The organism is Sulfuricaulis sp. (assembly GCF_049587675.1).
GTDB lineage: Bacteria > Pseudomonadota > Gammaproteobacteria > Acidiferrobacterales > Sulfurifustaceae > Sulfuricaulis.
On sequence record NZ_JBAVEJ010000212.1, the window covers coordinates 1 to 14,224 of the forward strand.

The window sequence follows — 14,224 nt, forward strand, 5'->3', positions numbered from 1 at the left end:
GGTTTTTCCGTGAGCACCCTGCCTGACGAGCCGGCGATTTTCGCGGTTCAACGCAATCTGTAATGCCAGGCGCCTGTCTTGGCACACGCGTTCGATGAATAAACCCACTCTGATATTTGTCTACAACGCCGACAGTGGATTCGTGAATACCCTGCTCGACATCGGCCACAAGATCGTCTCGCCGCAAACCTATGCCTGCAACCTCTGCGCGATCACGCATACCACCTTCAGCATGCGCGACGAATGGAAGCAGTTCGTCGCCGGGCTGGGCATGCCGGTGGAATTTCTTCATCGTGACGAGCTGGTGAAAAAATATGGCATACGCGATGTGACATTACCGGCGGTGTTTCTCAAGAACAATGGCGCACTGGAAGCATGGGTCACGCGGGAAGAGATCAATCGTTGCGGTACACTGGGGGATTTCGAGCGTCTGGTAAGAGCCAAACTGCAGGCGCAGGAATAACAACGTTATTAGTGTCACATTCGTCTGTACCCATGGAACGAACGTCAAGCGTAAAATAAACAAAGATCGCAGCAGCTTAGACTGCGGCCATCCACACGGCGGACGCATTTCGCAGGAGGTGGCCAATGAGCATGGTTGTACATGACCGGGTATTCGAGACGGACGCACAAGGGTTTCTGCTTCATGCCGAGGATTGGAGCGAAGAGTACGCCGAAAAGATTGCGGAGCAGGACGGCGTCCGGCTCTACGACGAGAGCTGGGGGTTGATCGGTTACTTCCACGATTACTACCAGCAATACAGCACCCATCCAAGCATGCGCCAACTTGTGCTGACCCTCGGCCGGCAGCATGGCATGCACTTCCACAACCGCAAGGAGTACGAGAAGTTTCTGTATCGTCTGTTTCCGCGCGATCCGGTGCGCGAGATCTGCAAACTCGCCGGTTTGCCCATGCCGGAGCCGGATACTTAAAAAAAGCGGATCGAGCCGGAGGAAATCAACCACCGTCCTCGTTCTACGCACTGAAACCGCTCGTGGAACGGAAACTCAAGGCGTGAGACAGTGTCGTCCGGACCGTGAAAAGGGGAGGCCCGCATGTTCGAAATTCCCGCCACTGACATCCTGAGCCTGATCTGGTTCGCCGCCGTCTGGATCGGTTACACCTGGTACGCGGACCGGGGACCTAGGCGTAAACATTCGCTGCGCGCCGTGATGCACACGCATCGCGAAGAGTGGATGCGCCAGATGGCGTTGCGCGACAACCGCGTCGCCGATGTGAACATCCTGCGCAACCTGCTGCAAGGGGTGTCGTTCTTCGCTTCGACGACGCTGCTGATCATGGTCGGGCTCCTGACGATACTCGGTTCGAGCGACCGCGCGATTGAAATTGTGCGGGCGCTTCCGTTCGCCGAAAAGACCACGCTGGTGCAGTGGGAGCTCAAGCTGCTCGTGCTCGGCGTCATCTTCGTGCATGCGTTTTTCAAGTTCACCTGGGCGCTGCGCCAGTTCAATTACTGTTCGGTGCTGATCGGCGCCGCACCCAAAACCGCCGATAACGCCTACGCGCACCGCGCCGCGGAAGTCAGCACCAACGCCTCGAAGGACTTCAATCAGGGCTTGCGCGCCTATTACTTCAGCCTCGCCGCGCTCGGCTGGTTTATTCATCCCTGGGTGTTCATGGCCACCACCACGTTGGTGACCGCGGTGCTGTACCTGCGCGAGCATCATTCCACAACCCTGAAAATACTGACGCCTGGCGGTGAGTGAGTAAGCTTTATATCCCCGTAATCGTGAGCCAAAACTAAAATTTCAGGTGGCAGTAATGTGCGCCCCGGCTTCCGGTTCTCTGGCCCCGTAGCGCGCGCCGAGTACCGTAGCTCCACCGGGAGTAGTTAAGCGAGCCCGTGTTTGAGCCCGTGACGCAAGTATTTCGGCAAGGCGAGCGAGCGCAGCGAGCGGAGCTACATTTTTGTTCCCGGCGAGTTGGCGAGCGCCTGGTGGGGCGAGGGTGAGGCGGGGTAGTCGTGGATGTCCGGTGGACTTCCACGTTGCCGAACGGGTGCGCCGTGATTTGGCGCACCCAGGGCACGAAGGAGAAGTCGCGCGCTCCGGGGTGTCGTTTCTTTTGGTTCCTTTTCTTTGCACGAGCAAAGAAAAGGAACCTGCCGTGGGTCAGCCACCCACAAGTACACGCCGCCGCAGGCGGCTCGACAAAAATAAATATCCCGCCGTGTACAATACTCCCCATGCGCATCGCCGCCATTCTCGAATACGACGGTTCCCGCTTTTCCGGCTGGCAACGCCAGGAGCAGACACGCACGGTTCAGGGTGTCGTCGAAGAGGCGCTGTCCAAGGTCGCGGACGAACCGATCCAGGTCACGGTCGCCGGTCGCACCGACGCCGGCGTGCACGCGGCCGGACAGGTGATCCATTTTGATACCAGCGCCGCGCGCAGCGATTACTCCTGGGTGCGTGGCGCGAACAGTAATCTGCCGTCCGAGGTGGCGCTGCTGTGGGCCGGGCCGGTGGATGAGGGGTTTCACGCGCGCTATTCCGCGACCGGCCGGCATTACCATTACCTCATTCTCAACCGCGCGATACGTCCGACGTATCTGTCGCAGCGCGTGACGCATGAATACCGCCTGCTCGATGTGGCGTCCATGCGTGAAGCGGCGCAGCATCTGCTCGGCGAGCATGATTTCACTACGTTCCGTGCCACCGAATGCCAGGCGAAAAGCCCGGTGCGAGAGTTGCGCGCGCTCGAAGTGACGCGCCACGGTGACATGGTCCATATTCATGCGCACGCCAATGCCTTCCTGCAACATATGGTGCGCAACATCGCGGGCGTGCTGATGACTGTCGGCGCCGGAGAGCGCGAGCCGTCGTGGACGAAGCAGGTGCTGGAGGCGCGCGAGCGCCGCGCGGGCGGCGTGACCGCCGCTCCAGACGGGCTTTACCTGACGGCCGTGACCTATCCCGATGAAATGAAAATCCCGGCGATTGCCGCTTCCATGCCGCTGCTCGAGATGAAATGATCTCATCATGATGATTGTTCACGAGTGGCCGCAAAGCCCGCCGGCTCGACATCGAAACCATGCGATATTCCCCTGGACGTCGCATGCCTTCCGCCACCCGCCGCGCTCTGGTAAGCTTCGCGACCTTCCGGAGGACACATGCGCACGCGCGTGAAAATCTGCGGCATCACCCGCATCGAGGATGCCATCGCCGCGGCGCAAGCCGGGGCCGATGCGATCGGTTTCGTGTTCGACCTAAAAAGCCCGCGCCACGTGCATCCCGACCAGGCGCTCAAGATCACGCGCGCGTTGCCACCGTTCATCACCACCGTGGGTCTGTTCGTGAATCCCGCGCCTGACACGGTCGAAGGCGTGCTGGGTCACGTTCCACTCGATCTGATACAATTTCACGGCAACGAAAAGCCCGAACAGTGCCGCCGCTACCACCGCTTGTACATCAAGGCCATCCACATGAAACCCGACGTCGATCTGCGCGAGATGGCGCGCCTCTATGGTGATGCTGCCGGGCTGCTACTCGATACCTATGTCGCCGACGCGGCCGGCGGTTCCGGCCAGGCCTTCGACTGGAACCGCATACCGCAGGATCTGGGCAAGCCGGTGATTCTTGCCGGCGGCCTGACGCCGGAGAACGTTGCCGAGGCGGTGCGCAAAGTGCACCCCTTCGCCGTGGATGTCTCCAGTGGTGTGGAGCAGAGCAAAGGTATCAAGGACGCGAATAAAATTTCCGCCTTCATTGAAGAAGTTAAAAACGCATGAGCGCCTACGATCTGCCCGACAAACGCGGCCACTTCGGCGATTACGGCGGCATCTTCGTTTCCGAAACGCTGATGCAGCCGCTCAAGGAATTGCGCGAGGCCTACGAACGCCTGCGCAAGGACAAGAAATTCCAGAAGGAATTGGCTGACGACCTGCGTGACTACGTCGGTCGCCCCAGTCCGCTCTATCTCGCCAGGCGCCTGACCGATGCCTGGGGTGGGGTGAAGATTTATCTCAAGCGCGAGGACCTAAACCACACCGGCGCGCACAAGATCAACAACACCGTCGGCCAGGCGCTGCTCGCGCGCCACATGGGAAAGAAACGCGTGATAGCCGAAACCGGCGCCGGCCAGCACGGCGTGGCCACCGCCACCGTCGCGGCGCGCTTCGGCATGCAGTGCGTGGTGTACATGGGCTCAGAGGACATGAAGCGCCAGGCGATCAACGTGTATCGCATGAAACTGCTCGGCGCCGAGGTGGTGCCGGTCGAATCCGGTTCGAAAACGCTCAAGGACGCGCTCAATGAAGCCATGCGCGACTGGGTGACCAACGTCGAGAGCACGTTTTACATCATCGGCACCGTCGCTGGGCCGCATCCGTATCCGATGATGGTGCGCGATTTCCAAAGCGTGATCGGCCGCGAGACGCGCGAACAGATCAAGGAGCAGGAAGGCCGCTTGCCGGACGCGCTGGTCGCCTGTGTCGGCGGCGGTTCGAATGCCATGGGCCTGTTCTATCCGTTCATCGGGGACAAGGGGGTAGCGCTGTACGGAGTGGAGGCGGGAGGCGAGGGTGTGCAGACCGGCAAGCATGCCGCGACGCTGTGCGCCGGCAAGCCGGGCGTGCTCCACGGCAATCGCACCTATTTACTCGAAACCGAAGATGGCCAGATCACGGAAACCCATTCTATCTCCGCCGGGCTCGATTACCCCGGCGTGGGACCGGAGCATGCCTACCTCAAGGATTCCGGACGCGCGCACTATGTGTCCATCACCGACAAGGAAGCCCTGGAGGCGTTTCACGAGCTGACCCGCACCGAAGGCATCATGCCGGCGCTGGAATCGTCCCACGCGCTGGCCTACGCGAAAAAACTCGCGCCACAACTGGGGAAAGACAAGATCATTGTGATCAATCTCTCCGGCCGCGGCGACAAGGATATCCATACCGTGGCCGATCTCGAAGGAATCAAGTTCTAATGTCGCGGATCGCGGAAATAATGCAGGCGTTGCAGCAGCAGGGCCGGCGCGCGCTCATACCTTATATAGCGGCGGGCGACCCCGAGCCGTGGGTGACGGTGCCGCTGATGCACGCGCTGGTCAAGCATGGCGCGGATATCCTCGAGCTCGGCGTGCCGTTCTCCGACCCGATGGCCGACGGCCCGGTGATCCAGCGCGCCGCCGAACGGGCGCTGAAACACAAAATCAGCCTGACCAATGTGCTGGCGATGGTGCATGAGTTCCGCGACAAGGACAAAACCACACCGGTGGTGCTGATGGGTTATCTCAACCCCATCGAGGTGATGGGCTACGCGCGCTTCGCCAAAGAGGCCGCAGCCGCCGGGGTCGACGGCGTGCTTACCGTGGACCTGCCGCCGGAAGAGGCGCACGGGTTCCAGCAGGCGATGAAGGGCCAGGGGCTCGACACGATTTTCCTGCTGGCGCCCACGAGTCCGACCGAGCGCATCAAACTCATTGCCAAGGCCGCGAGCGGATTTATCTATTATGTCTCGTTGCGCGGCGTGACCGGTGCCGCGAACCTAGATGTGCGCGAAGTGGCGGCCAAACTCAAGGAAATCCGCGGGCACACGAAGCTTCCGCTCGGCGTCGGCTTCGGCATCGGCAGCCCCGAAGCGGCCGCGCAGGTGGCTGAATTCGCCGATGCGGTTATCGTCGGCAGTGCCGTGGTCAAGCGTATGGAGGAAATGGCGGCAAAACCGGATAAAATCCTGACCGAGGTCCCGGCCTTCATCGCCCGCCTGCGCGAGGCGATGGACCAGACCACCCGGACACCGACATCCGCCACCGGAGCAAGACGATGAGCTGGTTCGACAAGCTGGTCCCGCCCAAGATCAAGAGCCAGGGCGTCAAGAAGGCCTCGGTGCCCGAGGGTCTGTGGAAGAAATGCCCCGCCTGCGGCACGGTGCTGTACAACGCCGAGATCGAGAGCAATCTCGACGTCTGCCCCAAGTGCGCGCATCACATGCGCATCGGTGCGCGCCGGCGGCTGGATATTTTCCTCGATCCGCGGCCGCGCGACGAGATCGGGGCGACGCTGTTCCCGGTGGACCCGCTCAAGTTCAAGGATACCAGGAAATACCGCGACCGTTTGCTCGAGGCACAGCAAGCCACCGGCGAACGCGACGCGCTGGTGGTCTTGGAAGGCGCACTCAAGGGCATGCCGCTGGTCGCCGCCGCTTTTGAGTTCGCCTTCATGGGCGGCTCCATGGGCGCGGTCGTCGGCGAGCGTTTTGTGCGCGCGGTCAATGTCTGCCTCGAGAAGAAGATTCCGCTGGTGTGTTTCTCCGCGAGCGGCGGCGCGCGCATGCAGGAGGCGCTGTTATCGCTGATGCAGATGGCCAAGACCAGCGCCGCACTCACGCATCTGACCGATGCCGGCATTCCGTACATTTCCGTGTTGACCGACCCGACCATGGGCGGCGTGTCGGCGAGCTTCGCCATGCTCGGCGACATTATTGCGGCCGAGCCGCGCGCGCTCATCGGCTTCGCCGGCCCGCGCGTGATTGAGCAGACGGTGCGCGAGAAATTGCCCGAAGGTTTCCAGCGTTCCGAGTTCCTGGTCGAGCACGGCGCGGTCGACCTGATTATCGACCGGCGCGAGATGCGTGACAAACTCGCCAACCTGCTGGCGCTGCTCACGCGCCAGGCCAGTCCCGACCTCCAGCCCCGCGAGTCGCCGGAAAACGAATCCGGCTTCACCGAATCCCCCTGAAAGCCATTAACCGACAGAAAGCCCGGACGCTTTCCGACTGGCTCGCGTGGATCGAGACGCTGCATCCGCGCACCATCGAGCTCGGGCTTGAGCGGGTGCACGCGGTGCTCGACGCCATGGGACTGCGCCGTCCCGCGTTCGCCGCGATCACCATCACCGGCACCAACGGCAAGGGCTCGACCACGGTGATGTGTGAGACCATCCTGCGCCACGCGGGATATCGGGTCGGCGCCTATACCTCGCCGCACCTGATCGTCTATAACGAACGGATTCGTATCGATGGCCGGAACGTTTCCGATGATGACCTGTGTGCCGCCTTCGAACGAATCGAGGCCGCGCGCGGGACGGTGCCGCTGACCTATTTCGAATTCGGCACTATCGCCGCTTTCGATCTGTTTCAGGCCGCGAAAATCGATATTGCCGTGCTCGAAGTCGGCATGGGCGGGCGACTCGACGCGGTGAACGCCATCGACAGCGACGTATCGATCGTGACCGCCGTAGATATCGACCACACGGCCTGGCTGGGCCATACCCGCGAGGCCATCGGCCATGAGAAGGCCGGGATTTTACGGGCCGGCCGGCCGGCAATCTGCGGCGACCCGAATCCGCCGGCGATTATCGCCGCCGAGGCGGCGCGCATCGGGTCGAAGCTGCTGCAATATAATCAAGATTTCTTTGTGGAGCGCTCCGGCACCGAATGGACCTGGCGCTGCGGAGAGCGTCTGCGCGCCGGCCTGCCGTACCCCTCGTTGCGTGGCGATTACCAGTTGTTCAACGCGGCCTGTGCGCTTACGGCGCTGGATAGGCTTGTCGACCGTTTTCCGGTGACCCAGGCCGACGTGCGCGAAGGGCTGATTTCCGGTGTGATCCCGGGCCGGTTTCAGGTGCTGCCCGGCCGGCCGGTACGCGTGCTCGATGTGGCGCACAACGCGCAGGCGGCGCGCTCGCTGGCGGCGACGCTGAAGCAGCAGCGTATCGAAGGGCGAACGCTGGGCGTCATCGGCATGCTCAAGGACAAGGACATCGTGTCGGTGATCGGTCCCCTGGCCGGCGTGGTGGATCGCTGGTATCCGGCGACGTTGCACACGCCGCGCGGCGCCACCGCGGTGCAGTTGATCGAATCGCTTGTCGCCGCCGGCGTGCCGGTATCGGCGCCGGGATACGAAGACGTGCATCAGGCCTATGCCGCGGCGCAGCGCGACGCGACCGAGGCCGACCGACTCGTCGTCTTTGGTTCCTTTCACACGGTCGGTGATATACTAGCCGGCCTCGGCAAGGCGTGATGACCATGGCGGACAGAAACGAAGCCCGTCCCGATTTCAATCCCAAGCACCGTATCGTTGGCGCGATCATTCTGGTCGCGCTGGTGGTGATCTTCGTTCCCATGCTGCTCAATGAAAACGAGCCGCCACCGGAACTCAAGAGTGTTCGCGAAACACCGTCGCGCGGCGCCACCGAGACCAAGGTTATCGTGACACCGATCGCGGCCGAAGAAGCCAAACCTAGGCAGAATCCCGAAGCGGTGACGAAGACGGAAACAACGCCCGCGATTGCCGAAAGCGCCCCTCAGCCGGAAATGAAAATCGCGCCGGCGGAAAAACCTGCGAAGGCTCCCGCCGTGGCGGACACGATCACGCAAGGCTGGGTGGTGCAGGTGGGCACGTTCTCCAACACTGACAATGCCAACCATCTGCGCGACAAGCTCAAGAGCCACGGACATGCGGTGCATACGGAATCGGTTACGCTGGCGGGCAAGAAGGCGCTGCGGCTGCGCGTCGGACCGTTCAGCAACAAGGAACTGGCGGTCAAGGCGCAGGCGCAGATTAACAAGGAATTGCACGTGCAGGGCGTGGTGCAGTCCTATCCGTGACGGCTTATGAATAGTTTCGATCTGATCATCCTCGCGATCTTGCTGGTATTTACCGCGATCGGCGCATGGCGCGGCTTGGTGCGCGAGGTTATTACCGTATTGACCTGGGTGTTGTCGTGCCTGCTTGCCTGGCTGTTCGCAGGAACGTTTTCGGGGATTTTTAATGGAATGGTGGACGATCCGGCGCTGCGTCAGCTGCTGGCCTTCGTGCTGATTTTTATCGTGGTCTTTGTGCTCGGCATCGTGGCATCGTGGTTTATCCACAAACACCTGCCCGGCAAACGCGGTTTCCGCAATGCCAATATCGCGCTGGGCGGTGTGATCGGTGCGGCACGCGGCGCTGTGATCGTCATCGCGGTTTTCCTCGTCGCCGGATTGACGTCGATTCCGCAGCGCCCGTGGTGGCGCGAGGCGAGTTTCACGCCGTATTTCGAGCGTGCCGCGGTGTACGTGGCCGGTTACATGCCGCACGATATTGCCCGGCATGTCCGCTACGGGTAGAATTACACTTTAAGCACTGGAGGTTCTCTCTGCATGTGCGGCATTATCGGCATTCTCTCCCAAGCTCCGGTTAACCAGGCTATTTACGATGGCCTGCTGGTTCTGCAGCATCGCGGTCAGGATGCCGCGGGAATCCTCACCTGCGACGACAAGCGCATTCACCTGCGCAAGGACAACGGCCAGGTGCGCGACGTGTTCCAGGAGCGCCACATGCTCGGCCTCAAGGGCAATATGGGCATCGGCCACGTGCGCTATCCCACCGCCGGCTGCGATTCCCCGGCCGAGGCCCAGCCGTTTTATGTGAACTCTCCTTATGGCTTGGCGCTGGCGCATAACGGCAATCTCACGAATGCCGATCAACTGAAGGACGAGCTGTACCGCGAGGACCTGCGCCACATCAACACCGATTCCGACTCCGAGATTCTGCTCAATGTTTTCGCGCATGAACTGCAGGCAGTCGCCAAGCTGCGCCTCGCGCCGGATCACCTGTTCCGCGCCGTGTCCGCCGTGCACCGGCGCTGCCGCGGCGCCTACGCCGTCACTATGCTGGTGACGGGCTTCGGCATTCTCGCGTTCCGCGACCCGTACGGCATCCGCCCGCTGGTGTTCGGCAAGCGCGAAACCGAGCAGGGAACGGATTATATGTTCGCCTCGGAGTCCGTCGCGCTCGATGTCGTGGGTTTCTCTTACGTGCGCGACGTCGCGCCGGGCGAGTGCATCATGGTGGACCTGAACGGCCAGGTGCACAGCCAGCAATGCGCCGAGAAGCCGATGCACTCGCCGTGCATCTTCGAATTCGTGTATTTCGCGCGTCCCGACTCGATGATGGACGGCATCTACGTGCACAAGACGCGGCTGCGCATGGGCGAGCGCCTGGCTAACAAGATCAAGCGCGTCTGGCCGGACATCGATATCGACGTCGTGATTCCGATCCCGGATACCTCGCGCACCGCGGCCTTGCAGATGGCCTATGAGCTCGACCTGCCGTACCGCGAGGGTTTCATCAAGAACCGTTACATCGGCCGCACCTTCATCATGCCCGGCCAGGCCGAGCGCAAGAAGTCGGTGCGCCAGAAGCTGAACGCCATCGACGTCGAATTTCGGCGCAAGAACGTGCTGCTGGTGGACGATTCCATCGTGCGCGGCACGACCTCCAAGCAGATCATCCAGATGGCGCGCGACGCCGGCGCCCGCAAGGTGTACTTCGCCTCGGCCGCACCGCCGGTGCGCTTTCCCAACGTGTACGGCATCGACATGCCGTCGCGCGATGAGTTGATCGGCAACGGCCGCACCGAAGACGAGATTGCGGCGGTCATCGGCGCCGACAAGCTCATCTATCAGGACCTCGACGATCTGATCGATGCCGCGCGCGAGGGCAATCCCAAGATCCAGAAGTTCGATTGTTCCTGCTTCAACGGTGAGTACATCACCGGCGATGTGACCCGCGACTACCTCGACCGCATCGAGCGTCATCGCAACGATTCCGCCAAGACCAGCCGCAGTACCGGTGGGCAGGGGGGTGGTAACGATCTCGTTACCGCGGAAGTGTTGAGCTTTCCAAGGTAATCCCTTCTTCCTTCAGCCGTTCGCCCTGAGCCTGTCGAAGGGCGAACACCTTGTTGGTTGTCATCTCCGCGAAGGCGGAGATCCAGGGTTTGAATAACAAAAGCCGCCTTCGGGCGGCTTTTTAATTTATGTTGTGTCGGCTTCGCCGACGATAAAAAGCTAATTGCGGGTGGCTCCGCCCCTGCACCCCTGGGTCGCTTTTCTTTGCTTGCCCAAAGAAAAGCGACCAAAAGAAAGGGCACCCCGGAGCGCGCGACTGCTCCTCCGTTCCTCGCCTCACCGGGCGCTCGCCAACTCGCCGGGCGCACACTACGCGCCTCGGGCTCAAACACGGGCTCGCTTAAAAGCTCCCGGTGGGGCTGCGGTACTCGGCGCGCGCTACGGGGATGGTTAGCAAAACCTTATCCGGGCTCTGCTTGACTTCAGGGGCTAGAACCACAAACATGATGTGGTGGCGTTGATGTTTAAGCATCGCGAAAACTGACAGGGCGTAACATTAATCAATAATAAATTACCGCCTGCTGTTGGTCGCCCATACAGAGCATGGCACGGCGGTACGTATAATCAGCGCACGGCGCGCAACGGCGCGAGAGAAAGACCGTCATGAAACGTAAGAACCGTACTTCGTCGGACGATCTTCGCCGCGAATATACCTTTGATTATTCCAAGGGAGTTCGTGGAAAATATTACCGTCGCTTCATGAAAGAAGGTTCCAATATCGTGAAGCTTGAACCCGATGTGGCCAAGGTGTTTCGCAACTCGGAGGCGGTCAATGACGCGCTGCGTTCGTTGTTGAAGGTGTCCGAGTCGGCTCAGCGGTATGCCGTCCGTGCCCGACGGACAGCGCGGAAGCGTCACGCAGCTTAGGAATGACGAGCTTCGCCAGGTCCGGTACAACTTACATATACATTGACAGACTGCGAATGACGTTATAGATTTCTATCTGATAGGCGCCGATTTGAGCTTCAGCTTGCGGGCGCGATACAAATGCCGCTAAAGCGAGAGTATCCCGCTCTAGCCGCATTCGCGGCTTTTTTTGTGCCCTACAGGGATGTAGTAATGTCGCGAAAGCGCATGGATGCGCGTAGCGACGAGTCCGCCGCTCTCCGCAAGCCTGCGCCGTAACCTTGAATTTGAGGAGCAGCAGGCATGTCCGACGATATCGACCAATGGGGCTTCGACACGCGCGCGGTGCGGGCGGGGCAGCATCGCACCAACGAGGGCGAGAATTCCGAGCCGATCTTTCTCACTTCCAGTTACGTGTTCAAAAACGCGGCGGAGGCGGCGGCGCGGTTTTCCGGCGCGGAGCCGGGGAACATCTATTCGCGTTTCACCAATCCCACCGTGCGCGCCTTCGAGGAACGCCTGGCGGCACTGGAAGGCGGCGAGAAATGCGTCGCCACGGCCTCCGGCATGGTGGCGATTCTCTCGACCTGCCTCGCGCTGCTCAAGAGCGGCGATCACATCGTTTCCTCGCGCAATATCTTCGGGGCCTCGGTGCTGCTGTTCAACAACTATCTGGTCAAGTTCGGGATCGAGACGAGCTACGTATCGCTCACGGATTACGCCGCATGGGAAAAGGCGATCAAGCCGAACACGAGGCTGCTGTTCCTGGAAACTCCGTCCAATCCGCTGACCGAGATCGCCGATATCGCGCGGCTCGCGAAAATTGCGCACGCCAAAGGCTGCCTGCTGGTGGTGGACAACGTGTTCTGTACGCCGGTGTTGCAGCGGCCGTTGAAGCTCGGCGCCGATCTCGTTATCCACTCCGCGACCAAGTATCTCGACGGCCAGGGCCGCTGCGTCGGCGGTGCCGTGATTGGCAACAAGGAACTCGTGGGCGAGAAGGTCTATGGCTTTATGCGCACCTGCGGGCCTTCCCTGAGCCCGTTCAATGCCTGGGTGTTCCTCAAGGGGCTGGAGACGCTGAGCCTGCGCGTAAAGGCGCACAGCGCGAATGCGCTGGCACTGGCGCAATGGCTTGAAAAGCAGAAGCGCGTGAAGCGCGTTTACTATCCCGGCCTCGCTTCCCACCCGCAGCACGAACTGGCCAAAAAGCAGCAGTCCGGTTTCGGCGGTATCGTTTCGTTCGAGGTAGACGGCGGCAAGGACGCGGCCTGGAAGCTGATCGACAGCACGCGCGTGATTTCCATCACCGCGAATCTGGGCGATACCAAATCCACCATCACCCATCCGGCCACGACTACGCACGGCCGCCTGACGCCTGAGCAGCGCGCCGAGGCTGGCATCAGCGACGGCCTGATCCGGATTTCGGTGGGGCTGGAAGACCTGGAGGATATCAAGAAGGATCTCGCGCACGGCCTTTCATGATGCAAGGGACGTAGGGTGGGCAATGCCCACCATCGGACCGCAATCGGGCTACCTTCATGGTGGGCGATGCCCACCCCACTAATATTTGAAGGTCCCAAGGAAGACTTCACGCGAGGCCTTTCATGATGCGAAGCGGAGTGTGCTGAACAAACTGGCGGCACACGATGTAGAATGAGCCGGATGCGCGTTGGCCTGTTCGTCACCTGCCTCGTGGACCTGATGCGGCCGAGCATCGGGTTCGCGGCGTTGCGTTTGCTGGAGGCGGCCGGTTGTGAAGTGGTAGTACCACCGGCCCAAACCTGCTGCGGCCAACCGGGTTACAACTCGGGAGACCGGAAGGCCGCGAAAGCGCTGGCGCTGAAAGTCCTGCAGGAATTCGACGGCTGCGATTACGTGGTCCTGCCATCCGGCTCCTGCGCCGGGATGATACGTGTGCATTACCCGGCGCTGTTCAAGGACAACCCAGCCGTCATCGAATCAATCAAACGCCTGTCCGCCCGCACCTATGAACTGACCGATTTTCTGGCCAACGTCGTCAAGCTCCAGAACGTCCCCGGCCGTTATTCCGGTTCGCTGACTTATCACGATTCCTGCTCCGGTCTGCGCGAAATGGGCGTGCAGGCGCAGCCGCGCGCGCTGCTGGCGAAGATGCCGGGTGTGAAGCTGACCGAGATGCGTGAATCCACGACCTGTTGCGGTTTCGGCGGCACCTTCTCGGTCAAGTTCGGCGAAATTTCCACACGCATGGCCGATAACAAATGCGAACACATCGCCCAGACCGGGGTCGGTGCCATCGTCGCCGGCGATTTGGGCTGCCTGATGAACATCGAGGGCCGCCTGCGTCGCCGCGGAGACCTCGAAACCCGCGTGCTGCATGTTGCCGAAGTTTTGGCTGGAGAAAATGGCATATGCAAGTAACGGCGATGCATTTCAAGCGCAAGGCGGGCGAGAACCTGCGCAATGAAAAGCTGCAAAAGGCGCTGGAAAAGCTCCAGACCAAGTTCGTCGACGGCCGCGCGGCGGCGATCGCGGAGCTGCCGAACTTTGCGGAAATCCGCGACGCCGCTGCGGAAATCCGCGACAAGGTCATCAGCAATCTCGACCGTTACCTGCTGCGCTTCGAGCAGGAAGCGACCGCGCGCGGGACGGTGGTGCACTGGGCCGAGACCGCCGACGAGGCGAACCGCATCGTGGCCGAGATCGCGCACCAGCATGGCCTGCACAAGGTGGTGAAATCGAAATCCATGGTGTCGGA

The 14,224-nt window shown here is 61.2% G+C and carries 15 protein-coding genes and 1 pseudogene; all 16 read left to right on the plus strand.

Annotation, left to right across the window (positions count from 1 at the left end; translation table 11 throughout):
• Positions 1 to 94: 94 nt before the first annotated feature.
• Positions 95 to 463: a hypothetical protein gene (locus WB402_RS10940; protein ID WP_424207785.1), complete on the plus strand. Its 369-nt coding sequence runs from the start codon at positions 95 to 97 to the stop codon at positions 461 to 463.
• 125 nt (positions 464 to 588) lie between these two features.
• Positions 589 to 933, plus strand: a complete 345-nt coding sequence (locus WB402_RS10945) for a TusE/DsrC/DsvC family sulfur relay protein (RefSeq protein WP_424207787.1) — start codon at positions 589 to 591, stop codon at positions 931 to 933.
• A 123-nt stretch (positions 934 to 1,056) separates the two neighbouring features.
• Positions 1,057 to 1,728: a DUF599 domain-containing protein gene (locus tag WB402_RS10950; RefSeq protein WP_424207789.1), complete on the plus strand. Its 672-nt coding sequence runs from the start codon at positions 1,057 to 1,059 to the stop codon at positions 1,726 to 1,728.
• A 479-nt stretch (positions 1,729 to 2,207) separates the two neighbouring features.
• Positions 2,208 to 2,996, plus strand: coding sequence for a tRNA pseudouridine(38-40) synthase TruA (gene truA, locus WB402_RS10955; protein WP_424207791.1), 789 nt, complete (start codon positions 2,208 to 2,210; stop codon positions 2,994 to 2,996).
• 138 nt (positions 2,997 to 3,134) lie between these two features.
• On the plus strand, positions 3,135 to 3,752 hold the full coding sequence (locus WB402_RS10960; protein WP_424207793.1) for a phosphoribosylanthranilate isomerase: 618 nt from the start codon (positions 3,135 to 3,137) through the stop codon (positions 3,750 to 3,752).
• Positions 3,749 to 4,948 (plus strand): tryptophan synthase subunit beta, encoded by a 1,200-nt coding sequence (trpB, locus tag WB402_RS10965; RefSeq protein WP_424207795.1) that lies wholly within the window; start codon positions 3,749 to 3,751, stop codon positions 4,946 to 4,948. Before WB402_RS10960 ends, trpB begins: the two co-directional genes overlap by 4 nt.
• On the plus strand, positions 4,948 to 5,790 hold the full coding sequence (gene trpA, locus WB402_RS10970) for a tryptophan synthase subunit alpha (protein ID WP_424207797.1): 843 nt from the start codon (positions 4,948 to 4,950) through the stop codon (positions 5,788 to 5,790). Before trpB ends, trpA begins: the two co-directional genes overlap by 1 nt.
• Positions 5,787 to 6,701, plus strand: a complete 915-nt coding sequence (gene accD / locus WB402_RS10975) for an acetyl-CoA carboxylase, carboxyltransferase subunit beta (protein WP_424207799.1) — start codon at positions 5,787 to 5,789, stop codon at positions 6,699 to 6,701. The genes trpA and accD overlap by 4 nt, the downstream gene beginning before the upstream one ends.
• Before the next feature lie 5 nt (positions 6,702 to 6,706).
• Complete coding sequence (folC, locus tag WB402_RS10980) at positions 6,707 to 7,984, plus strand: bifunctional tetrahydrofolate synthase/dihydrofolate synthase (RefSeq protein ID WP_424207810.1); 1,278 nt, start codon at positions 6,707 to 6,709, stop codon at positions 7,982 to 7,984.
• Between the two features lie 5 nt (positions 7,985 to 7,989).
• Entirely contained in the window at positions 7,990 to 8,571 is a 582-nt protein-coding gene (locus WB402_RS10985; protein WP_424207800.1) for an SPOR domain-containing protein, read from the plus strand.
• Between the two features lie 6 nt (positions 8,572 to 8,577).
• The gene (locus tag WB402_RS10990; protein ID WP_424207802.1) at positions 8,578 to 9,072 is read left to right on the plus strand and encodes a CvpA family protein; all 495 of its coding nucleotides are present in this window, start codon (positions 8,578 to 8,580) and stop codon (positions 9,070 to 9,072) included.
• Between the two features lie 33 nt (positions 9,073 to 9,105).
• Positions 9,106 to 10,638 carry an amidophosphoribosyltransferase gene (gene purF / locus WB402_RS10995; protein ID WP_424207804.1) on the plus strand — a complete coding sequence of 511 codons (1,533 nt, stop codon included), beginning with the start codon at positions 9,106 to 9,108 and terminating at the stop codon, positions 10,636 to 10,638.
• A 603-nt stretch (positions 10,639 to 11,241) separates the two neighbouring features.
• On the plus strand, positions 11,242 to 11,505 hold the full coding sequence (locus tag WB402_RS11000) for a hypothetical protein (RefSeq protein ID WP_424207806.1): 264 nt from the start codon (positions 11,242 to 11,244) through the stop codon (positions 11,503 to 11,505).
• 282 nt (positions 11,506 to 11,787) lie between these two features.
• A complete protein-coding gene (locus WB402_RS11005) occupies positions 11,788 to 12,969 on the plus strand; it encodes an O-succinylhomoserine sulfhydrylase (protein ID WP_424207808.1) in 1,182 nt (393 codons plus the stop codon).
• Positions 12,970 to 13,149: 180 nt separating this feature from the next.
• On the plus strand, positions 13,150 to 13,887 hold the full coding sequence (locus tag WB402_RS11010; protein ID WP_424207812.1) for a (Fe-S)-binding protein: 738 nt from the start codon (positions 13,150 to 13,152) through the stop codon (positions 13,885 to 13,887).
• A pseudogene (locus WB402_RS11015) lies at positions 13,878 to 14,224 on the plus strand ((Fe-S)-binding protein); the annotation flags it as partial. The gene WB402_RS11010 and the pseudogene WB402_RS11015, both read left to right, overlap by 10 nt.

Bases quoted from the DNA above. Each gene is read 5' to 3' on its own strand.
- WB402_RS11000 (WP_424207806.1), top strand. From the start codon at position 11,242: ATGAAACGTAAGAACCGTACTTCGTCGGACGATCTTCGCCGCGAATAT.
- WB402_RS10960 (WP_424207793.1), top strand. From the start codon at position 3,135: ATGCGCACGCGCGTGAAAATCTGCGGCATCACCCGCATCGAGGATGCC.
- purF (WP_424207804.1), top strand. From the start codon at position 9,106: ATGTGCGGCATTATCGGCATTCTCTCCCAAGCTCCGGTTAACCAGGCT.
- WB402_RS11005 (WP_424207808.1), top strand. From the start codon at position 11,788: ATGTCCGACGATATCGACCAATGGGGCTTCGACACGCGCGCGGTGCGG.
- WB402_RS10945 (WP_424207787.1), top strand. From the start codon at position 589: ATGAGCATGGTTGTACATGACCGGGTATTCGAGACGGACGCACAAGGG.
- accD (WP_424207799.1), top strand. From the start codon at position 5,787: ATGAGCTGGTTCGACAAGCTGGTCCCGCCCAAGATCAAGAGCCAGGGC.
- WB402_RS10985 (WP_424207800.1), top strand. From the start codon at position 7,990: ATGGCGGACAGAAACGAAGCCCGTCCCGATTTCAATCCCAAGCACCGT.
- truA (WP_424207791.1), top strand. From the start codon at position 2,208: ATGCGCATCGCCGCCATTCTCGAATACGACGGTTCCCGCTTTTCCGGC.
- WB402_RS10990 (WP_424207802.1), top strand. From the start codon at position 8,578: ATGAATAGTTTCGATCTGATCATCCTCGCGATCTTGCTGGTATTTACC.
- WB402_RS10940 (WP_424207785.1), top strand. From the start codon at position 95: ATGAATAAACCCACTCTGATATTTGTCTACAACGCCGACAGTGGATTC.
- WB402_RS10950 (WP_424207789.1), top strand. From the start codon at position 1,057: ATGTTCGAAATTCCCGCCACTGACATCCTGAGCCTGATCTGGTTCGCC.
- trpA (WP_424207797.1), top strand. From the start codon at position 4,948: ATGTCGCGGATCGCGGAAATAATGCAGGCGTTGCAGCAGCAGGGCCGG.
- WB402_RS11010 (WP_424207812.1), top strand. From the start codon at position 13,150: ATGCGCGTTGGCCTGTTCGTCACCTGCCTCGTGGACCTGATGCGGCCG.
- trpB (WP_424207795.1), top strand. From the start codon at position 3,749: ATGAGCGCCTACGATCTGCCCGACAAACGCGGCCACTTCGGCGATTAC.